16 protein-coding genes are annotated in these 19,851 nt (G+C 67.5%); 5 read left to right on the top strand and 11 right to left on the bottom strand.

All coding sequences use genetic code 11. The features are described from left to right. Nucleotides 1-48: 48 nt before the first annotated feature. The gene (locus tag V3B30_RS00835; RefSeq protein ID WP_262082493.1) at nucleotides 49-2,247 is read right to left on the bottom strand and encodes a TonB-dependent siderophore receptor; all 2,199 of its coding nucleotides are present in this window, start codon (nucleotides 2,245-2,247) and stop codon (nucleotides 49-51) included. A gap of 239 nt (nucleotides 2,248-2,486) precedes the next feature. On the opposite strand from V3B30_RS00835, the gene V3B30_RS00840 reads away from it, so the two are divergent. Together V3B30_RS00840 and V3B30_RS00845 are read left to right on the top strand one after the other, a co-directional pair. After that, nucleotides 2,487-3,086: a TetR/AcrR family transcriptional regulator gene (locus V3B30_RS00840; protein ID WP_262082494.1), complete on the top strand. Its 600-nt coding sequence runs from the start codon at nucleotides 2,487-2,489 to the stop codon at nucleotides 3,084-3,086. A gap of 77 nt (nucleotides 3,087-3,163) precedes the next feature. Further along, a complete protein-coding gene (locus V3B30_RS00845) occupies nucleotides 3,164-4,252 on the top strand; it encodes a crosslink repair DNA glycosylase YcaQ family protein (protein ID WP_262082495.1) in 1,089 nt (362 codons plus the stop codon). 172 nt (nucleotides 4,253-4,424) lie between these two features. Here V3B30_RS00845 and V3B30_RS00850 read toward each other — a convergent pair whose 3' ends face one another. The 5 genes from V3B30_RS00850 to V3B30_RS00870 all read right to left on the bottom strand — a co-directional run bounded on the left by V3B30_RS00850 (nucleotide 4,425) and on the right by V3B30_RS00870 (nucleotide 9,868). After that, entirely contained in the window at nucleotides 4,425-4,703 is a 279-nt protein-coding gene (locus tag V3B30_RS00850) for a DUF3325 domain-containing protein (protein WP_262082496.1), read from the bottom strand. Further along, complete coding sequence (locus V3B30_RS00855) at nucleotides 4,700-6,310, bottom strand: PepSY-associated TM helix domain-containing protein (protein WP_262082497.1); 1,611 nt, start codon at nucleotides 6,308-6,310, stop codon at nucleotides 4,700-4,702. The genes V3B30_RS00850 and V3B30_RS00855 overlap by 4 nt, the downstream gene beginning before the upstream one ends. Next, nucleotides 6,307-6,606, bottom strand: a complete 300-nt coding sequence (locus tag V3B30_RS00860; RefSeq protein ID WP_100472551.1) for a DUF3649 domain-containing protein — start codon at nucleotides 6,604-6,606, stop codon at nucleotides 6,307-6,309. Before V3B30_RS00860 ends, V3B30_RS00855 begins: the two co-directional genes overlap by 4 nt. A 52-nt stretch (nucleotides 6,607-6,658) precedes the next feature. Next, nucleotides 6,659-8,836, bottom strand: a complete 2,178-nt coding sequence (locus V3B30_RS00865; RefSeq protein WP_262082498.1) for a TonB-dependent siderophore receptor — start codon at nucleotides 8,834-8,836, stop codon at nucleotides 6,659-6,661. A gap of 195 nt (nucleotides 8,837-9,031) precedes the next feature. Then, the gene (locus tag V3B30_RS00870) at nucleotides 9,032-9,868 is read right to left on the bottom strand and encodes a siderophore-interacting protein (RefSeq protein WP_262082499.1); all 837 of its coding nucleotides are present in this window, start codon (nucleotides 9,866-9,868) and stop codon (nucleotides 9,032-9,034) included. A gap of 168 nt (nucleotides 9,869-10,036) precedes the next feature. Between V3B30_RS00870 and V3B30_RS00875 the strand changes: the two genes are divergently transcribed. Beyond that, nucleotides 10,037-10,645 carry a TetR family transcriptional regulator gene (locus tag V3B30_RS00875; RefSeq protein WP_100475201.1) on the top strand — a complete coding sequence of 203 codons (609 nt, stop codon included), beginning with the start codon at nucleotides 10,037-10,039 and terminating at the stop codon, nucleotides 10,643-10,645. Between the two features lie 59 nt (nucleotides 10,646-10,704). Here V3B30_RS00875 and V3B30_RS00880 read toward each other — a convergent pair whose 3' ends face one another. The 3 genes from V3B30_RS00880 to V3B30_RS00890 all read right to left on the bottom strand — a co-directional run bounded on the left by V3B30_RS00880 (nucleotide 10,705) and on the right by V3B30_RS00890 (nucleotide 13,628). Next, nucleotides 10,705-11,631, bottom strand: a complete 927-nt coding sequence (locus tag V3B30_RS00880; protein ID WP_100472544.1) for an ABC transporter six-transmembrane domain-containing protein — start codon at nucleotides 11,629-11,631, stop codon at nucleotides 10,705-10,707. A gap of 200 nt (nucleotides 11,632-11,831) precedes the next feature. Continuing rightward, nucleotides 11,832-12,908: an ATP-binding protein gene (locus V3B30_RS00885; RefSeq protein ID WP_262082500.1), complete on the bottom strand. Its 1,077-nt coding sequence runs from the start codon at nucleotides 12,906-12,908 to the stop codon at nucleotides 11,832-11,834. Between the two features lie 3 nt (nucleotides 12,909-12,911). After that, nucleotides 12,912-13,628: a response regulator gene (locus V3B30_RS00890; protein ID WP_262082501.1), complete on the bottom strand. Its 717-nt coding sequence runs from the start codon at nucleotides 13,626-13,628 to the stop codon at nucleotides 12,912-12,914. Between the two features lie 276 nt (nucleotides 13,629-13,904). Between V3B30_RS00890 and V3B30_RS00895 the strand changes: the two genes are divergently transcribed. Then, nucleotides 13,905-15,086: an efflux RND transporter periplasmic adaptor subunit gene (locus V3B30_RS00895; RefSeq protein WP_262082502.1), complete on the top strand. Its 1,182-nt coding sequence runs from the start codon at nucleotides 13,905-13,907 to the stop codon at nucleotides 15,084-15,086. A gap of 2 nt (nucleotides 15,087-15,088) precedes the next feature. Beyond that, nucleotides 15,089-17,032 carry a MacB family efflux pump subunit gene (locus V3B30_RS00900; RefSeq protein WP_262082503.1) on the top strand — a complete coding sequence of 648 codons (1,944 nt, stop codon included), beginning with the start codon at nucleotides 15,089-15,091 and terminating at the stop codon, nucleotides 17,030-17,032. Nucleotides 17,033-17,081: 49 nt separating this feature from the next. Here V3B30_RS00900 and V3B30_RS00905 read toward each other — a convergent pair whose 3' ends face one another. Together V3B30_RS00905 and V3B30_RS00910 are read right to left on the bottom strand one after the other, a co-directional pair. After that, nucleotides 17,082-17,483 carry a hypothetical protein gene (locus V3B30_RS00905; protein ID WP_087922672.1) on the bottom strand — a complete coding sequence of 134 codons (402 nt, stop codon included), beginning with the start codon at nucleotides 17,481-17,483 and terminating at the stop codon, nucleotides 17,082-17,084. Nucleotides 17,484-17,969: 486 nt separating this feature from the next. After that, complete coding sequence (locus tag V3B30_RS00910) at nucleotides 17,970-19,679, bottom strand: diguanylate cyclase (RefSeq protein ID WP_262082504.1); 1,710 nt, start codon at nucleotides 19,677-19,679, stop codon at nucleotides 17,970-17,972. Between the last annotated feature and the right edge of the window lie 172 nt (nucleotides 19,680-19,851).

Genomic DNA, 19,851 nt, shown 5'->3' on the forward strand with positions numbered 1-19,851 from the left:
AGCGAGGTGGCGCGTATCCAGTAGATCCACGCCATGCGTGGATGCCTTTCAGAAATCCATCGTGGCCGACAACAGCACCGTCCTCGGTGCCCCCAGCGCCAGGCTGGAAAGCAACGGCATGCCCCAATACGCCTTGTTGGTCACGTTGTTCACGCTCGCTCTCAGGGCAAGCGGTCGGCCCGCCACCGTCGTGCTGTAGCGCGCCCCCACATCAAACAGCGTGCGCCCCGGCACCGACAGGCGGTTGTCGGCACTGATGTACTGCTTCGACATCGCCGTGGCATTGCCGGTCAGGGTCACGCCTTCCAGCGCAGGCACATCCCATTCCACACCCAGCTTGGCCTGGCGCTGCGCAACCGCCGTGGCGATGCGGCCTTCATTCACGCCGCCGGCCGTGCGGGTCAGCTTCGGCTGCACGTAGGCCACGCCGCCCAGCAGGCGCACGCCGTCCATTGGGGAACCGAAGAAGCCCCATTCCACGCCGCGGTTACGCTGCTCGCCACCGAACGAGAAGATATTCGTGACCGGGTCGGTGTAGCTGCTCGGGCGTTTGATCTCGTACACGCTGAAGGTGTGCGCGAAGCCGCCCAGGTCCAGCTTCAGGCCCAGTTCCTTCTGCTTGGTACGGAACGGTGCGAACACATCGCCGGCATTGGCGGCGGTCATTGGCGCGGTGGCGCCCTGGCTCAGGCCTTCGATGTAGTTGGTGTAGACCGAGAGCGTGTCGGTGGCCTTCACCAGCAGCGCGGCCGCCGGGGTGGTGGCGCTCTCGTCATAGCGCGAGGTGCGTGCGCCGCTGGCCACGTTGAAGGTCTCGCTGACCACCTGCTGGCGGCGCACGCCCAGTGTCAGCTGCACGCGGTCATCGGCAAAGGACAGGGTATCGGCGACGCCGAGGCTGTCCAGCCGCAGCTCGGTGTGCGAGATATGCGGTGCAACGAAGGGTGCGGCCGGGCCCCACACCGGGTTGTACAGGTTGGTGGTCCAGTCCCAGCCCGGCACGCTGCGGCGGCCATAGTCGTTCTGGGTGTGCTGGTAGTGGGTCACGTTGGCAGCCCACTGGTGGCCGACAGCGCCGGTGCGGAAACTGCCGCGCAGGCCGGCGTCACCGGACTGCTTCTTGATGTCGAAGGCCAGCTGGCCCATCACCGTGGTGAAGTCACCGGCCGGGTTGAGGATCTGCGCGCTGATCGAACCGTTGTAGCGGTAGTCGGTCTTGCTGGTGCCATAGGCCAGGTAGGCCATCAGGTGATCGTTGATGTCCAGCTCACCGCGCAGCATCGCGCCCTTGTCCTGGCTGTCCACGTAGGCCCAGTCCGGGTTGATCAGGGTGTCGCCACGCGGTGGCCGCGGAATCGCCACGCCCGGTGCCAGGCCGACACCACGGGCAGGCCCATCAACGCGGTCGTCGGCGCTGTACAGATCGGCCGACAGCCGCGCACGCTCGCCACGCCAGTCCAGCGCCAATGAACCCAGCTGCACCTTCTTGCGCTGCTTGCCCACCGCGCCGTCGCCATCACGGTAGGCACCGTTGAAGCGGATGCCGAACTGCTTGTCGGCACCCATCCGGCGGCCCGCATCCACATGGGTGCCGAACTGTGCATCGGAGGCGAAGTTCGCGCTGACCCGCAGCAACGGCTGATCGCCGGCACGCTTGGGCACCAGGTTGACGCTGCCGCCGACCGAGCCGCCCGGTGGCATGCCGTTGAGCAGGGCGGAGGGGCCCTTCAGCACCTCGATGCGCTCGAACATCTCCGGCGAGGTGCGGTAGTACGGCGCCATGCCGCTGAGGCCGTTGAAGGTGGTATCACTGGTGCTGGAAGCAAAGCCGCGGATGGCGTAGTTCTCGCTCCAGGCGCCGGTCACGCCGTTGCTGAACACCGTAGGGTCGGTGGCGGCGATGATGTCGGTGAGGTCCTTGGCCTGGCGGTCGCGGATGAAGGCTTCGGTGTAGCTGACCGTACTGAACGGCGTGTCCATGAAGTCCTTGTCGCCGAGCAGGCCGACCCGGCTACCCGAGGCCACCTGGCCGCCGGCATAGTCGCCGGTCACCCGGCGCTGTTCCTGCACCTGCACCGAGGGCAGGGTGGACGGCGCGGAGTCGGCCAGCGCAGCAAACGAGGCCAGCAGCCCCAGTGCCAGGGCAGTCACCCGGTAGCGCCGGGCCACGCCCGGCGGATGGTTCAGCACGCGGGTCGTACCGGCGGCGGCGCGCTGCAACGGGGAGGGAAGGTCGTACACGGTCATGCCAGGTTCCTGTGAATCGCAGGTGCGAACGCGCCTGGCGCGCTGCCGACGGCAAGCACGGGGGAGGGCGCAGCGCAGGGTTGTCGGCTGGGTGGGGACCTGGCGGGAAGTGAGCCATCGGCTCGATTGCGGACGGCGGCGGGGTTGCGAACCCGGCGCATTCCGAATTAGTTGAGTAAAGTAAACTAAATCAATGGAAGCGGACAAGAGGGTCCCTTTGCTGGCACCCTCAGCAGGGTATGAACACACCCCGTAAGAGCACGTACCCCGATCCAACGGCGCCGACCCGTGGCCGCCCGCCCACCATCACCCCGGAGCGCTTGGCCGACATCGGCATCCGCCTGGGCCTGCCCAACCTGACCATGGCCAACGTGGCCGCCGAACTGGCGGTGACCCAGGCGGCGCTGTACAAGCGCGTGGCCAACCTGGAGGCACTGAAGCGCCTGGTGGCGGAGGCGGTGTTCCAACGCTGGCAGATTCCGCGCGCGTCGGTCGACGCACCGGGCGGGCTGGAGGCTTACCTGATGGGGTTCGTGGAGTCCCTGTGCGAGGTGGTGAAGGCGCATCCCGGGCTGCCTCCGTACCTGCTGCGGCGCACGGTGGCGACCGCACCGATGCTGGAGAAGATCGCCTCGCATCAGGCGCACGTGGCCGAGGTATTTGGCCTGCCGGTGGACAAGGCGCGCTGGCTGCTGGCCACGATCGCCTTCTACTGCATCGCCGGCGCCGACACCATCTACGCCATCGCGGACGACGAAGAGGGACAGGTGATCACCGAGTTCAAGCAGGGCATGCGGGCGCTGGTAATCGGTTCGCTGGAAGTATCGCGGCTTCGGTAGATGCACGCCCTGCGTGGATGCCGTTGCACGGTTCGCCACGGCCCCATCCACGCAGGGCGTGCCTCTACAATGCGGCCATGCCTGCCACGCCCACTCTCGATGATCTGCGCCGCTACGCGGTGGCGCGCACGTTGTTCAAACCAACCACGCTGTTGACCGCGCTCCGGCGCCTGGGCTTCGTGCAGGCCGACCCGATCCGGGCACCGGCACGCGCGCAGGACCTGACCCTGCGCCACCGCGTGAAGGACTACCGTGCCGGCGATCTGGAGCGGCGCTACACGCGCCTGCCGGTGGAAGAAGATTGCCTGGTGAACTATGGCTTCCTGCCGCGCGAGCATCTGGCGCTGATGCATCCGCGCGTGTCCAGGCGCGCGTGGGACGCCGAGACCCAACGCCGCGCGGCGGATGTACTGGCCTTCGTGCGCGAACGCGGCAGCGTGCATCCGCGCGAGGTTGACCAGGCGTTCGCGCATGGCCGGGTGACCAACTACTGGGGCGGCACCAGCAATGCCAGTACGCACCTACTGGACGGCATGCACTACCGTGGCCTGCTGCGTGTGCAACGGCGCGACAGCGGCACCCGCATCTATGCGGTGGCCGACCACGCCGAGGCGGATGCCAGCGAGCAGGCGCAGATCGAACGTGCCGCCGCCCTGATCGACCTGGTGGTACGCAAGTACGCGCCGCTGCCATCGGCCAGCCTGACCTATCTGGTACGCCTGCTGGGCTACGGCGCACCGCATCTGGCCGAGCAGACCCGGCAGGCGTTGAAGCTGGCCAAGCAACAGCTGGCCAGCTGCACGCTGGACGGAACCACCTGGTACTGGCCGGCCGACGAGAACCCGCGCTCGCGCCGGCATGCGCCGGACGAACAGGTGCGCCTGCTGGCCCCGTTCGACCCGGTAGTGTGGGACCGCCGCCGCTTCGAGCTGCTGTGGGGCTGGGTCTACAAGTTCGAGGCCTACACGCCTGCGCCGAAACGCCAGTACGGCTACTACGCACTACCGGTGCTGTGGCACGATCAGGTGGTGGGCTGGGCCAATCTCAGCGTGCGCGACGGTGAACTGGCGTCCAGCGTGGGCTACGCCGGCAAGTCACTGGCCCGCGACAAGGTGTTTCGTGGCGCGTTGGAAGACGAACTGCAGCGCATGGCAGCTTTTCTGTAGAGTCGAGCGGCGCATGGGTGCCTGCAGGTCCAGGTAGCCGCCAACCTTGGTTGGCGCCGCGATGCATCGGTGCCCACCAAGGTGGGCAGCTACCAAAGCAACGCCGCTCAGGCCCGGTAGTCGCCAACCTTGGTTGGCGCCGTGGTGTATGGGTGCCCATTAAGGTGGGCATCTACCGATTCCACCGCCCATGCGCCACCATCACCAGCACGACCACGCCCGCTGCAATGCTGGTGTGACCGGACAGCGCGGCGAGACCGAAACCCAGCCCCAACCCGCGCATGGCAAACACGCTGCTGAACACCAGCAGCGCCCAACCTATGGCCCGCAGCTGCTGGGTTGCCTGCGCGCTCAACGCACGACGCAACACGTCCCGCTGATGGCGCTCCATCGCCAGTGCCAGGCAGGCGAACGCGACCAGCGACAACACGAACAGAATGACGTGGATCATGCGCTGGCCTCCGGTGCCGCAGTGCGTGACGCGGCAGACGGCCGCGCGCGTTTCACCTTCGGCGCATGCCGCCAGGTGCGCCAGGCCAGTAGCATGTGCAGGGCGGCCAATGCCAGCAGGGTAAGGTCGGTGCCGGCAAACGCCCAATCGCCCGCGGCCAGCGTGCGCCACAGCGGATGCAGCGTGGTCATTGCGGTCAGCACCGGCAGCAGCGCCAGCAGCAATGCCGCCAGCAGGAACTGTTCGATCCATGCACGCTTCGGTGTGCGCAGCGTGGCGTGCACGAACATGGCCGCCCAGGCCAGGAAGAACACATGCACCTCCCACGCCGCGCGCCCGTCCATGGTGAGGGGCAGCAGGCGGTTCGCCCACAGATAGGCCGCCATCGCCACCGACAGGCCCGCGACGGTGGCGATGTTGAGCCGTTCGACCAGGCGGAAGCCGAAGTAGGGTCGCTGCGGATCGGGCAGCTGCGCACGGCGCTTCACCGTCCACAGCACCAGCCCAGTGCCGACCATGGCCGTGCCGGCCAGGCTGACGATGAAGTACAGCCAGCGCAGCGCAGCGTCGGCAAAGCGTCCCAGGTGCAGGCCATACAGCACGCCCTGGGTATCGGCGGCTACGCCCGAGTGTTCCTTGATCTGCAGCAGCTGCCCACCGCTGCCGTCGAACAGCAGATAGTTCGGCGTGGTTGAAACACGGCTGGACTGCGCACGCACTACGGCCACGCGTGCGTTCTCGTCGCCGGGATTCTGCACCTGCACGCTGCCTACAGCGCCGGCTCCCCAACGCCGCTCGGCCTGTTGCACCAGCGCACCGACATTGGTGAGCGGAGCAGGGTGGCCGGCGGCCTTCTGCGGTGGCAGGAACAGGCGCATCTCGCTGACCACCTCGGCCTGCTGGCGCTTGTCCGGCAGTTTGGCCAGGCCCCACGGCATGTACAGCACCGCCAGCATCACCAGCCCGCTCCAGGTGATCATGAAATGGAAAGGCAGCCCGAGCACCGACAGCGCCGCGTGCCCATCCAGCCATGAGCGCTGGCCCTTGCCCCAGCGGAAGGTGAAGAAGTCGGCGAAGATCTTCTTGTGGGTGATCACGCCGCTGACGATGGCCACCAGCATGAACATCGCACACAGGCCGACGATCCAGCGGCCCCACATGGCCGGCATGTAGTGCAGGTTGAAGTGGAAGGCGTAGAAGAAGTCGCCGCCGCCGGTGTCGCGTGCCAGCAGCGGCGCGCCGGTGCTGGCGTCGAACAGGCCCGAGTCGAAACCATGTCGGCCTCTTCCACCCGGGCTGGCCCACATCGCCGACACCCACGGCATGCGCGTGCTCGGCAGGCCCAGGTTGATCTGGCTGGCCGCAGGCGTGTCGGCCATGATCGCCGTGACGGTGCGCTGCGCGACCACTGCGGCGTCCGGCAACACGGACGGTGTGGCGATTTCCGGGCGGGTGTAGCGCGAGAGTTCGTCGCGGAAGTAGCTGGCGGTGCCGGTGAGGAACATCGCGTACAGGATCCAGCCGGCCAGCAGCCCGACCCAGATATGCAGGTCGGACATGGTCTGGCGGATGCCGCGTGGCTTGGGAGTGCGATCGACCGTGCTCATGCAGCGCCTCCGTTGCCGACCGTCTGTGCGATCAACCACAAGGGCAACGCGGCGATGAGCAGGCCCAGCCACGCGCGCCACGCCGAGCGCACCGCGAACACCCAGACCACGGCGCCGGCGTACAGCAGGAAGCTGGCCAGCATGCCGGTGAACACGGCCTGGCGACCATCGATGGGCAGCGCCAGTGCGGCGATGCTGCACAGTGCGGCCAGCACATAGCCGCCGAACAACGCGGCGATGATGCGTGAGATCAGGGGCAGCCAGGTCAGCACGGGGGTGGTACGGGAAACGGTCAAAGCACTTCTCCAGGACACCACGCGCAATGGCGTGGTGCCCTTGAAACGAGGATCAGAAGTCGACGGTGGCCGACAGCAGGGCGGTGCGCGGCGTGCCCAGGCCGGAGCCGAGGCTGCCCGCCCAGTACGCCTTGTTGGTCAGGTTCTGCACGGTGGCGCGCAGTACCAGCGGGTGGCCGGCCGCTTGCGTCGCATAGCGGGCACCCAGATCGAACACGGTGCGGCCCGCCACCCACTGGCTGTTGTCAGCATTGATGTAGCCCTTGGACAGGCTGACCGCGTTGCCGGTGAGGGTGAGGCCGGCAACGGTCGGCACGTCCCATTCCACGCCCAGCTTGCCCTGCCATTGCGGTGTGGCCGTCGCCAGCCGGCCTTCGTTGATGCCGCCCTGGGTGCGGGTCAGCTTCGGCTGCAGCCAGCCGATGCCGCCCAGCACGCGCAGCTGTTCGGTGGCCTGGCCGAACACGGTCCATTCCATGCCACGGTTGCGCTGCTGGCCGCCGAACGAGAACACATTGTTGGCCGGGTCGGTATAGGAACTGGGCTTTTCGATCTCGTACACGCTCAATGCGCTGGCCAGGCGGCCGAAGTCGAACTTGGCACCGACCTCACGCTGGCGGGTCTTGAACGGCGGGAACACGTCGCCCGCGTTGGCGGCGGTGGCCGGGGCGGTACTGCCCTGGCTCAGGCCTTCAATGTAGTTGGCATACACCGACAGTCGATCGCTGGCCTTGAACAGCAGTGCACCGGCCGGTGTGTTGGCGCTGGCGTCGTAGCGCGCGGTGCGCTTGCCTGTGCCGCCATCGAAGGTATCGCTGAGCACGGTCTGGTGACGGATGCCCAGGGTCAGCTGCACGCGATCATCGACGAAGGACAACGTGTCGGCGATGCCGAAGCTGGTGGTACGCACTTCCGCGGTTTTCGGCAGCGACGCATCACTGAAGCTGCGATCGATGGCCGGCCCCCACTGTGGGTCGTACAGGTTGGTCACCCAATCGCGGGCAAGCAGATTGCGCTTGAAGCCGAACTTCTGGTCGTGCTGGTACCAGGCCGCACTGATCGCCAGCGCGTGATCGACCGTGCCGGTGCGGAAGCGTGCCGAGAGGCCGGCTTCGGCGGTGTCCTTGCTGTAGATGAAACGCTGGTGGGCGAAGTTGTTGCGGAAATCGCCGGCCGTATTGGTGATCAGCGTGGTGGCACTGGCGATGGAATCGAAATCAGTATGGCCGTGGCCGTAGCTGGCATGCGCCTGCAGGTGGTCATTGATGTCGAACGACCAGCGCAGTGCGGCGGCCTGGTCCTTGACGGTGCTGAAGGTCCAGTCCGGTGCAAACAGGGTGCTGGCCTTTGGCGGGCGGGGCACGGCCAGCCTGGGCGCCAGCGAGACGCCACGGTTGAGGCCATCCACATGGTCGCGGCTGCTGAACAGGTCCAGCGACACCTGCGAGCGCTCACTACGCCAGTCCAGGCCGAGCGAAGCCAGCTGCGCCTTGTGCTGCTGGTGGTCGGTGGCGGTGTCGCCGTCGCGGTGCACGGCATTGAGGCGTACGCCGAACTGCTTGTCCGCGCCGAAGCGGCGGCCGACATCCAGATGACCGCCCCATTGCGCATCGCTGCCGTAGCTGGCGGTGAAGCGGGTCAGCGGCGTGTCGCCGGCACGCTTCGGCACGAGGTTCACCGCACCGCCCACCGAGCCACCGGGTGGCATGCCGTTGAGCAGCGCAGACGGGCCCTTGAGCACCTCGATGCTCTCGGCCAGTTCCGGGGTGACGCGGTAGTAGGGGATCAGCCCGTACAGGCCACCAAAGCCGATATCCGACGCGGCGACACCGAAACCGCGAATGTTGAAGTAGTCGGTGATGCCGCCACTGGAGCCACTGCTGTAGACGCTGGGATCGGTCAGCGCGATGACCCGCACCAGGTCCGGCGCCTGGATGTTGTCGATGAAGTCGGCGGTGTAGCGGGTGGTATTGAACGGCGTGTCCATGAAGTCGAGCTCGCCGAGCAGGCCGACGCGGCTGCCGCGGGCCACCTGGCCACCGGCGTAGGCATCGGCAGGCGTGGTCTTGTCGGCGCGCACGTTCACCGTTGGCAATTGGCGGGCGTCATCGGGTGCGTCGCTGGCGTGGGCGGCGGTGGCGATCAGCAGGGTGGGCAGCAGCGCTGCACGGGCGGCCAGGGACAGCGCGGAGCGGCGCGGGAGGGACAGGGTTCGCAGGGGGAGGGACATGGCAGTTCTCGTGTGATGGGTCGTGCGATCGGCCAGCACGGCGCCGTCGGTGACCTGCAGGGGCAGGACGACGCGGGCTGTGGATTGGCTGGCAGAGGGCACGGCGCTGCCGCTGTGGCAGTGCTTCACGCGAGGTGCGTGGGCGATCTGTGGCTGGGTGGAACGAAGCGCGGGGCGCGGATGCTGCGGGGTGGATCAGATATCGTCGGCGAGGTCGTCGAGGTCCTGCAGGCCACCGCCGCGCGCCAGCACGCGCTCGTAGTTGCGGCGGCGACGCTGGTCGGTCTCGGTGGTGGTCTCGCCACGCTTCCAGTAGCCGGCCACGGCAACATCGGTGCGCGGCAGGCCGACCGTGTCGATAAAATGGCGGCGCAGGGCGCGCATTTCCTCGCGCTCGCCTGCCGCCCAGACCGTGCTGCCGGGTTCCGGCTGCAGTTGGCGCGCCTGTTGCAGCAACGGCGCGTCACCGGTGGCGAGGCGGTGTACGCAGACGCCTTCGATGGCGGGCAGTTCGTCTACCGGGAACGCATCATCCGAGGCGATCCAGGCCTGCGCGTGCAGGCCGGTGGGCCACTGCTGCAGCAGCGCAAACAGGGCCGGGATGGCGCTTTGGTCGGCGAACAGCAGGGCGCAGGTGCCTTCGCGCTGCGGCACCTGCAGATGAGGGCGCGGCCCGGTCAGATCGAAGGCATCACCGGGACGCAGTGCACGTACCCAGGCCAGCATCGGCCCCGGCGCCTCGTGCAGCACCACGTCCAGGGTGAACTGGCGGGTGTTGGGATCGAGGCTGCGCACGGTGTAGATCCGTGACACATCGCCGAAGGCGGCACCCAACTGGATGCGCACAGCGGTGTTGGCACGCTGCCAGGGCGCGAGTCCTGCATGTTCCGGCAGCTGGACCACGAGGCGCAGCAGGCTGGCGCACGGCTGCGCAACCGCGACCACCTGGACCTGCAGCGCCTGCAGGCCGCGATCGTGGTCGGCGCCACGCAGCGGCCCGGCCGGGGTGATGGAAGTGGGGGACGCGGACATCGACGACGATCCTGGACACTGCAGATGCGAATTAGTTACATCATAGTAAACTAAATTGATTGCGCTGCAACCCGGGCCTGTCCAGCGGGCGCGGATGCGTTGACCACGGCGTCGCTGCGCACCACCATGACAGCCCTTGCCCGCGCACCGCGCAGGAACCGTTACCGCATGGCTGCACCGAAAAAGACCGCTGCCCGTGGGCGGCCGCCCACCATCACCCGAGAGCGCATCGCCGACGCTGGCATCGCGATGACGCTGCCGGGGCTGAGCTTCGTGGGCGTCGCAGCAGCGCTGGGGGTCAGCCACATCGCGCTGTACAAGCATGTGGCGAATCTGGCGGCGCTACGCGAACTGGTGGCTGAGGTGATCTTCGAGCGTTGGCAGGCACCGCCGCTGGATGCCGACGCCGATGTTTCCATCGAAGTGGACCTGCGCGCATTCCAACGTTCACTGCGGGCGCTGGTGGATGCCAATCCGGGCCTGGCGCCATTCCTGGTCAGCCACGGCGCGAAGACACCGGAGATGCTGGCGCGCATCCAGCGCCACCATGCCGAATTCAGTCGCGTGCACGGCCTTCCGCTGGAGCAGGCGGCGTGGCTGTTGTCCACCGTGGCCTATCACGCCGTGGCCTTGGCTGACACCGTGTATTCGCGGCACGCAGTGGTAGATACCACGCGACGCCCGTTGGATCGGAAGGCGCAGGAGGCCGAGTTCGACCGCAGCATGGAAGCGTTGATCATCGGTGCGTTGGCGATGTGCGGGCGCACGGCAACGTAGTCGCCAACCTTGGTTGGCGCCGCGATACATCGTTGCCCAGCAAGGTGGGCATCTACCGGTCACGCGGCATCCTTGCGCTCCGCATCTTCCATGCCAGGGCTGACGCGGCGACCGATGTCCTTCAACCGCGCCAGCTGATCCACCATCGACGGTGCATCATCCAGGCTGCCGACGAACGTCCACAGATAGGTCATCACCGCGTACACATGGCCCGGCGTCACACCGTCGGTAGTGGCGAGACGGCCGATGGTCAACGCGAACAGCACCGCTGCCGCCGCGCCCACCACAACGAAGGCCCCAGCTTCCCGGTCCGAGAGCAGGATGCGCAGCCGCGACAGCGTTGTGTAGTGGCGACGCAGCACCGACGGACTGACCCGGTCGACCAGGCGGATTTCATGTTCCAGTCGGTTGTTCAGGCGGCCATGCAGTTGCTCGTTGCGGCGTGCGAACGACGGCATCAGCAACACTGCGCCAAGCAGTGCGATCAGGCTCGCGGCGCCCACCAGTGGTTCGATCACCAGCAGCATCACCGCCGCACCGAACATCGATACCAGCGCGGTGGCGATGATCGGTACGTGCTTCTCGAAGAAGTCGACGAACTCACGGGCCAGCACCACGCGTGCGGCCGAGGTGGAGGTGGCCTGGCCCAGCCTGCGCTGCGCCTGCACCACGTTCACCGCCAGGTCGGCATAGATGCGGGTGAAGGTGCGGGTATCGACCGCACGGCGGGCGGCGCCGACCAGCCAGAACAGCAGCACCACGCCGGCGTAGGAAATGGCGTGGCCGATGTCGCCGCGGATGATCGCGTCCACCGCGAAGCCGGCAAACAGCGGATACGCCAGCAACAGCGCATTTTCCAGCGCCACCAGCGAAAAGGTGCCGGTGAGCTGCCACGGGTAGGTGCGCAGGATGGCCTTGAGGGTGGCGGCCGCGTTCTGCTGGCCGATGCTGCCGGCGGCGGCCGCCGGATCGTGCGGGTGTTTCATGGGGATGCCTGGGCAGGGTGGAGACAGGGCAGGGGGCTGGATACCTGCCGCCTCCCTGGTCACGCCCAGTATCTGCAGCCCTTTGGAGCGGGCATGGAGGGACGATGGAGATTGCGTGGAGAAACCGGCGCCGTTCAGCGATGCGAATGCCCACCAAGGTGGGCCGCTACCAGAGCAGCGTCTGCCGCAACGTCGCCCCCTCAACGACGCGCATGCACTGGCCAGCGGATCTCGAACGAACTGCCACCACGTTCGGTGGCCCGGCACTGTGCTGTTCCGTGATGGGCAACGGCAATCGCACGCACGACCGCCAGGCCAAGCCCGGAGCCACCGCTCTGCCGCGAACGCGAGACATCGGTGCGCTGGAACGCCTCGAAGATGCTGTCGCGCAGCTCGTCCGGCACGCCGGGGCCGCCGTCCTCCACCGCCACCGTGCAATGGCCCTGCGCCAGCGTGACGCGCACCCGCAACGGGCAGGGAATGGCATGGCGTCGTGCATTCTCCAACAGTGCCAGTACTGCCTGGCGGATGCGTGCAGGATCGCAATCCGCCAGCGATGGACGCGCGTCCAGCGTCACCGAGAAACCGCTCTCGGTCAGCGCCTCGGACATCGCTTCCACCACCGCGGCCACCTGCACGCGGACATCGCTGCGCTGCAGGTGCAGATCCAGATGGCCGCTCTCGGCCAGGCTGACCACGCGCAGGTCCTCGATGATGCGGGTGAGGCCCTCCAGCTGGGTGAGCATGCTGTTGAACTGCTCCGGCCCCGGTTCGAACACGCCTTCGGCGATGCCCTGCAGGCGGCCGCGCAGGATGGTCATCGGCGTGCGCAGTTCATGTGCGATCGCCGCGTTCCAGAACACCCGGTTCTCGGACATGCGGCTGAGCCGCTCTGCCATGGAATTGAAATCGCTGACCAGCGTGGCCGCTTCGACCATCGTGGTGTCACCGCCGCGCGCACGCGCGTCCAGATCGCCGCTGGCGACCCGGCGCAGGCTCTCGGCCACCGAGTTGAGCGGGGTGATGATGCGCCGGGTCAGGCGCGAGGCAACGAGCGTGGCGAAGATGACGACCACGGTGGCGGTCAAGCCGATCCACAGCCATTCCAGCCCGGACGGCATGATTGTTTCCGGCTCGTCATACCAGCGCGGGTAGAACACCTCCATCAGGTAATAGAACAGGTAGAAGCCGCTGATCGACAACACCGTCGAACACAGCGAGGCCACCGTGATGGACAGCGTGATCTGGCCGCCGATGCTCTTGCCTTTGGGGTTCATCATTCAGTCCAGGAAGCGGTAGCCAACGCCGCGGAGGGTGGCGGGGATGCCGACCACGCCCACATCCTCCAGCTTGCGCCGCAGTTTGCTGACATGGCTGTCGACGGTGCGCTCCTGCGCATCGCCTTCGGGCAGGCAGGCATGCAGAAGATCCACCCGCGCATGCACCTGCCGCGGTGCGCGCGCCATGTGCACCAGCAGCCGGAATTCGGTGAGGGTGACGTTCAGTGCATGCACCTGCTGGCCATGGCGCACCGTCACCTCGTGGCTGCGCAGGTCGATCTCGAACGGGCCCTGGCGGATCAATCCGTTGGGTTCTTCGACGACGGCGCGGCTACTGCGGCGCAGCACGGCCTGGATCCGGGCGACGATCTCGGCCGGATTGAATGGCTTGGCCACGTAATCGTCGGCGCCCACGCGCAGCCCGGTCAGCTTGTCCACGTCCTGGTCGAGCGCAGTGAGCATGATTACCGGGGTGTTGCCGCGCCGCCGCAGTTCGCTCAATACCTGCCAGCCGTCCAGCTTGGGCATCTGCACGTCCAGCAGCACCAGGTCCGGGCGTAGTTGGCGGTGGCGGGCCAGCGCTGCCTCGCCGTCGGCGGCACGTGTAGTGCGCAGGCCGGAACGGGCCAGGTAGGCGCCGAGGATATCGGCGATTTCGCCCTCATCTTCGGCAATCAGCACCAAGGGTGCCGGTCGGTTATGGCGATCGTGCTTCATTGCGTGCTGCGGTTTCGAGGCTGGGGCGGGCAAGGGCGGTGCCGTAGGCGGGCAGTCGGCGAGGCCGACGAGGCTAGCGGCCGTTGATGGAGAGTTGGTCGAGATTGTGTCGAGATTGCGTGGGCGCGCCGCTGCGTTCAGGCCCGGGGTTGCTGCCTGAACGGCCGCCGCGCCTCCATGCAATCTCCACGCTGGCTACAAGGAACGTCCATCAGGGGCTTCCACACTGCGGTTTCGGCGGTCGCACTGGGCGACTGCATGCAGCCGGGCGTTTCGATGAGCAACCGCAGGACCTGGATGATCGCCGCCGCCGTGGCCACGTTGGCCGGGGGCGCTGGATGGTGGGCGTTTGCCGGCGGCGATGATGCCGCGCTGATCACCGCACCGGCACGGGTGGCGGATCTGGAGAAGACCGTACAGGCGGTTGGCCGGGTCCATCCGAAGGAGCTGGTGGCGGTGGGTGCGCAGGTGTCCGGCCAGGTCAAGCGCCTGCATGTGGTGCTGGGCCAGCGCGTGCAGGCCGGGGACCTGATTGCCGAGGTCGATTCGCAGCCGCAGCGTATCGCGCTGCGCAGCGCCGAGGCGGCCACCAACACGCTGCGTGCCCAGCATGCGGCCAGCCAGGCCCGCTACGCGCAGGCCAGCCGTGCCTACGAGCGGCAGTCGCAACTGGTGGCGTCGCGCCTGGTGTCACAGGAAGGCTTCGAAGGCGCACGCGTGGCACGCGATGCGGCACGTTCGGAGGTGGCCGCGCTGCAGGCGCAGATCGACCAGGCCGTGACCCAGGTCGAAACCGCACGGATCAACCTGGGCTATACCCGCATCGTGTCGCCCAGCGACGGCTACATCGTGGCTATCGTCACCAAAGCGGGGCAGACGTTGAACTCGATGCAGACCACGCCGACCATCGTGATGCTGGCGCAGATGGATACGATGACCGTGCGTGCCGAGATCGCCGAGGCCGATGTCGAGCTGGTGGCGCCGGGACAGGCGCTGTGGTTCTCGACACTGGGGCCGGGCGGCCGCCGCTATGAATCCCACCTGCAGCAGTTGGAGCCGGCGCCATCCTCGATTGCCGACGCTGCTTCCGGCAATGCGGGCGGCGCTGCGCAGACACCGAAGGCGGTGTACTACGCCGGCCTGTTCGACGTGGCCAATCCCGGCCTGAAGCTGAAGCCTTCGATGACGGTGAAGGTGACCGTGCAGCTGGCGCGGGTCGCCAACGCGTTGCAGGTGCCATTGACGGCGCTGGCCGAGCCGGAGGGCAAGGACGGCAATCGCGCCACCGTGCGCGTGGTCGATGCCAAGGGTCGCCCCCAGCAACGTGCGGTCACCACCGGCCTGCGCACCGCCACCGCCGTGCAGATCCTGTCCGGCCTGCGCGAGGGTGAGAACGTGGTGGTCGGCCAGGCGCCCAGCGGCGGCGATGCCGAACCGACCAGCCTGCTGGGGATGTGAGCATGGCCGATGCACTGCTGGAACTACAGGGCGTATCACGCGCCTATCGCTCGGCCGCCGGCGAGGTGGTGGTGCTGAAGGAGGTGTCGCTGCGCATCGATGCCGGCGAGTTCATCGCCATCATCGGCCCCTCGGGCTCGGGCAAGTCAACGCTGATGAACATACTGGGTTGCCTGGACCGGCCGACCGAGGGCAGCTACCGCGTGAACGGCGAGGCCACCGAGCAGATGGCGCCGGATGCGCTGGCGCGGCTGCGCCGCGAGCATTTCGGTTTCATCTTCCAGCGCTACAACCTGATGGAGAACCTGAGTGCCACCGAGAACGTGGCACTGCCGGCGGTCTATGCCGGCGTGGATGCCGATGCGCGCGCCGCGCGCGCGCGCAGCCTGCTGGAGACACTGGGGTTGGGCGAACGCACCGCGAACCGGCCAAGCCAGCTGTCCGGTGGCCAGCAGCAGCGCGTGTCCATTGCCCGTTCGCTGATGAACGGCGGCGCGATCGTGCTGGCCGACGAACCGACCGGCGCGCTCGACCACGCCAGTGGCCAGCAGGTGATGGCCGAGCTGAAGCGCCTGCACGCGCAGGGCCACACGGTGATCCTGGTGACGCACGATGCGGCGATCGCCGCCAACGCGGCACGGGTGATCGAGATTGCTGACGGCCGGGTGGTGGCCGACCGCGGGGGGCGTGGCGCGCGAGCTGCCGCTGCAGGAATCGCGCCCGAACGCGGACCTTCGCCGGCCACCGAGCGCCGCGCACGCACGGATGCGGTTCGCGAAGCGGCACGCATGGCCGTGCGCTCGATGCTGGCCCATCGCCTGCGCACGCTGCTGACCATGCTCGGCATCATCATCGGTGTCGCGGCGGTGGTGACCGTGGTTGCGCTGGGCAAGGGTGCACAGGCACAGGTCGAATCGCAGATCAACGAACTGGGCGCCAGCACGCTGGAGATCTTCCCGGGCGCCGACTTCGGTGACCCGCGCTCGGCGGAGATCGAGACGCTGGTGGTGGGCGACGCGGACCACCTTGCAGCGTTGAGTTACGTGGACAGCGTTAGCCCGAACCTGAGCGGATCGGTGGCCGCGCTGCAGGGCAACCGGCGCGCCAACACCCAGGTGCTGGGCGTGGGAGCCGACATGCCGCGCGTACGTGGGCTGCGGCTGAAGGCCGGCCGCTTCTTCACCGACGCCGAAGTGGAGGCGCACCGTGCAGTGGGCGTGGTCGACCAGAAGGCCGCCAAGGCGTTGTTCACCGGCAACCCGATCGGCAGCACGGTGCTGCTGGGCGGCATGCCGGTGGAGGTGATCGGTGTGGTGGGGGCCACTGCGTTCGCCGGTGGTGCAACCCCCACGGTCTACGTGCCGTACACTTCGGCGGCCTCGCGTCTGCTGGGCAGCCAGCGCCTGGAGAGCATTACCGTGCGCGTACGCGACCACGTACCCACCAATGCCGCCGAGGCCTCGCTCGGGGCCGAGCTGGAACGCCTGCATGGCCGACGCGATTTCTTCATCTACAACGCCGACCAGATCCGCAAGGCGGTGATGAAGTCCAGCCAGACCCTGGCCGCGCTGGTCTCCGCCATTGCCGCCGTGGCGCTGGTGGTGGGCGGGGTGGGGGTGATGAACATCATGCTGGTCTCGGTGAAGGAGCGCGTGCGCGAGATCGGCATGCGGCTGGCAGTGGGCGCGCGGCAGGGCGACATCCTGCGCCAGTTCCTGATCGAGGCCGTGCTGATCTGCCTGTTCGGTGGCGTGCTGGGCGTGCTGTTGGCGTTCGGGGTGGGCGCGTTGTCCAGCCTGCTGTCGTTGGGTGTGCCGTTCCTGTTCACCGCGGGCCCGGTGCTGGTGGCATTGGCGTGCTCTTCGGCCATCGGGCTCGGGTTCGGCTACTTCCCGGCACGCAGCGCGGCGCAGCTGGACCCGATCCAGGCGCTGGCGGCGGAGTGACGGCCTGTCCACCCATGGGGTAGCGCCGGGCAATGCCCGGCGCGATCGGTCAGGCCGCGTAGACCTGCGTGTCCACGTACTCCGAAAGCCCTCTGCAGGCCAGCAGCAGGCCCTCGCGCACGTCATTGCCCACCTGCTGCGCTTCGTCGCCATCCACGCGCACGCGCTCGCTGGCATGCAGCAGTTCCAGCAGCACCGTCAGGCCCGCGTTGGCCCGGTTGATGCGCGCCAGCGCGGTGCACTGGCCCGGCGCGCGCCCCTTGCGCTGCAGCGGCTGGCCGTCGGCCGCGTCCACTTCGCGGATGCGTTGCAGGCACGCCAGCAAGGTAATGCCGTTGGCCGCGGGGTTGGCGGCAAGGGTGGTTTCCAGCGGCCGGGCAATGTCGTCGGGCAGCTGGCGGGCGGCATCGCCCAGCGTGGCGAACAGGTACGGGTAGCGGTTGGCGCTCATGGCGGCTTCCTCATGTAGATGACGAAGGTGCCACCCGGCTTAACAGCAAGGTGGCGGACAGTGCGTGGTTGCAATACCGGTGACAATTCATGCGAAACGCCGGCGGGCACGGGGCCCCCACGCACCGCCCGCCATAGGTGCGCGGACAGAATGCCTGCCGACGCCGCTCCACAAGGAATGAGCGACGCCGGCAGGCAAGCGTAAACAGCATGAATCATCAAACGGGATTGCAAGCCCGTGCCACCCGTTGTCGGTGGCCCGACATGATTTGCATGCAGCACCATGGCTGCCAATGAGAATAATTGGAAAGTTCGAAATTATTGGAAATCCAGCGCCGGGGCGCGAGAGCGGGATCAGGCATGCCAATCGCGACATTTCCAGTGGCGCCGAGCCGATGGCCGGCTGCTCTCCGGCGAGGCCACGATGAACCCTGCGCTGCGCGCAGCACGCCGAGCATTTCATGGGCTCGGTTCTGCAGCTGCGGTCTCAGGATGCGGGGCGGGGATGCTGGCGCACGCGCGCGCGCTCGCGATACAGGCGGCTGTCGGCACGCTGCAGGGTATCGGCCACCGATTCGCCCGGGGTGTGGTGGGTCGAACCGAGCGAGAACGGCGTGGGTGACTGCCCCGCCTGCTGCACATACCACTGCTCCAGTGCGGCCAGCCGTCCCGGTTCTGGCGCGGTCAGCACCACCATGAATTCGTCGCCGCCCATGCGCACCACGTGCTCGGCCGCAGCCAGTGGCGCGCGCAGGAAGGCGGCAAACTCGACCAGCACCGTGTCACCCCGCGCATGGCCCTGGGTGTCGTTGATCTGCTTGAAATGATCCAGATCGAACATCAGGCAGGCCCAGGGCTGGTCGACCAGTTCGTCCAGGCGTGGCAGGAAGCGGCGGTTGTAGCTCTGGGTGAGCGGGTCCTTGAAGGACATCTCGCGCAGCTGCTGCTCCTGCATCCGCAGTGCCGTCACGTCCTGTGCATGGCCCAGCACGTAGGGCGGATGGGCCTCGCTGTCGAGCACGTTGTGGTAGGCCCAGAAATGCCGGGTGCCATCGGCGGCGATCAGTTCGATGACGCCGGCATCGGTGTGGTTGACTGCGATGCGATCGAGATAGGCCTTGAATGCGGCCTGTTTCTCCGGCGGCATCAGGTCGCAAAGGCTGCGCCCGATCATGTAGCTCTCATCGAAGCCCAGCGACTGCACGGCCGCCGGGTTCACCGACGTCAGCACGCCATCGAGCGTGTGCGTGCAGATCAGGCCGAGGCTGTAGTGAAACAGCCGCCGGTAGCGGGTTTCGCTGGCCTCCAATGCATCCAGCGCGGCACGTTCCTCGGTGATGTCCTGGATGGCGCCGACCAGCCGCGGCCGGCCATCCACCTGCTGCCGGCTTCCAACCACGCGGGTCCAGATCGCGCGGCCGTCAGCGGTGGTCATCGGCAGCTGCACTTCCCAGGATGTTCCTTCGTCGATGCAGCGCTGTACCGCAGCCTGGATGATGTTGCGGCTGTCCTCGCGATAGAACGACAGTGCGGTGTCGAGCGTCGGTTCGAAGTTGCTGCGCACGCCGTGGATCAGCTTGGTCTCGCGGGTCCAGCGCACTTCGTTGCTGGCCAGGTCCATCTCCCAGCCGCCCACCCGCGCCGCGCGGTTGGTGCGTTCCAGGAAGTCCTCGCTGCGCTTCAGCTCACGATGCAGGGCCTTGGCTTGGCCGACCTGGGCCATCAGCGTGCTGCGCTGTTCCAGTACCTGCGTGGTGACCCGTGCCAGGTGCACCATCAATTCGCGCTGCGAGGGAGACAGCACGCCCGGCATCGGGTCGAGCAGGCACAGTGTTCCGATACGTGCGCCGTGCGCCGAGCCGAGTGAGATGCCCGCGTAGTGGCGGATGCGCGGGCCGCCGGTGACCAGCGGATTGGTGGCGAAGCGCGGGTCCTGGCGCGCGTCCGCAACCTCGAACAGCGTGTCCTGCTGGATGGCATGCGTGCAGAAGGAGATCTCGCGTGCGGTTTCGCTGACGCCTTCCAGCCCGATGTTGGCCTTGAACCACTGGCGTTCCTCGGCGACCACCGAGATCAGCCCCATGGTCATGCCGGTGGCGGCGCGGGCGGCGGCGACGATCGCGTCGAACACCGGCTCCGGGGGCGTATCGAGAAGGTGAAGCCTTTCGATTTCGAGCAGCCGTTCGGTTTCGTCCATGGTGTCTACGAGGCGAGGGCAATGCCTGGGAAAGCGGGCAGCCGGGCGGTGCAGGAACCCACGTCGCCAGTCTGTCCCGCAGGTGGTGAAGGCTGCGCAGTGCCCATGTCAACATCCGTGGACGCGCAGGGACGCGCTGGGCCTGAAGTGTGATCTGGTACCTGTCCTATGG

The sequence above is a fragment of the Stenotrophomonas sp. SMYL41 genome (assembly GCF_036319965.1).
GTDB classification, from domain to species: domain Bacteria; phylum Pseudomonadota; class Gammaproteobacteria; order Xanthomonadales; family Xanthomonadaceae; genus Stenotrophomonas; species Stenotrophomonas maltophilia_R.

What these genes read in the sequence shown, in the direction of transcription:
- V3B30_RS00855 (WP_262082497.1), bottom strand. Translation starts at nt 6,310, where the DNA reads ATGAGCACGGTCGATCGCACTCCCAAGCCACGCGGCATCCGCCAGACC.
- V3B30_RS00850 (WP_262082496.1), bottom strand. Translation starts at nt 4,703, where the DNA reads ATGATCCACGTCATTCTGTTCGTGTTGTCGCTGGTCGCGTTCGCCTGC.
- V3B30_RS00910 (WP_262082504.1), bottom strand. Translation starts at nt 19,679, where the DNA reads ATGGACGAAACCGAACGGCTGCTCGAAATCGAAAGGCTTCACCTTCTC.
- V3B30_RS00900 (WP_262082503.1), top strand. Translation starts at nt 15,089, where the DNA reads ATGGCCGATGCACTGCTGGAACTACAGGGCGTATCACGCGCCTATCGC.
- V3B30_RS00895 (WP_262082502.1), top strand. Translation starts at nt 13,905, where the DNA reads ATGAGCAACCGCAGGACCTGGATGATCGCCGCCGCCGTGGCCACGTTG.
- V3B30_RS00890 (WP_262082501.1), bottom strand. Translation starts at nt 13,628, where the DNA reads ATGAAGCACGATCGCCATAACCGACCGGCACCCTTGGTGCTGATTGCC.
- V3B30_RS00885 (WP_262082500.1), bottom strand. Translation starts at nt 12,908, where the DNA reads ATGAACCCCAAAGGCAAGAGCATCGGCGGCCAGATCACGCTGTCCATC.
- V3B30_RS00845 (WP_262082495.1), top strand. Translation starts at nt 3,164, where the DNA reads ATGCCTGCCACGCCCACTCTCGATGATCTGCGCCGCTACGCGGTGGCG.
- V3B30_RS00835 (WP_262082493.1), bottom strand. Translation starts at nt 2,247, where the DNA reads ATGACCGTGTACGACCTTCCCTCCCCGTTGCAGCGCGCCGCCGCCGGT.
- V3B30_RS00870 (WP_262082499.1), bottom strand. Translation starts at nt 9,868, where the DNA reads ATGTCCGCGTCCCCCACTTCCATCACCCCGGCCGGGCCGCTGCGTGGC.
- V3B30_RS00880 (WP_100472544.1), bottom strand. Translation starts at nt 11,631, where the DNA reads ATGAAACACCCGCACGATCCGGCGGCCGCCGCCGGCAGCATCGGCCAG.
- V3B30_RS00840 (WP_262082494.1), top strand. Translation starts at nt 2,487, where the DNA reads ATGAACACACCCCGTAAGAGCACGTACCCCGATCCAACGGCGCCGACC.
- V3B30_RS00905 (WP_087922672.1), bottom strand. Translation starts at nt 17,483, where the DNA reads ATGAGCGCCAACCGCTACCCGTACCTGTTCGCCACGCTGGGCGATGCC.
- V3B30_RS00875 (WP_100475201.1), top strand. Translation starts at nt 10,037, where the DNA reads ATGGCTGCACCGAAAAAGACCGCTGCCCGTGGGCGGCCGCCCACCATC.
- V3B30_RS00865 (WP_262082498.1), bottom strand. Translation starts at nt 8,836, where the DNA reads ATGTCCCTCCCCCTGCGAACCCTGTCCCTCCCGCGCCGCTCCGCGCTG.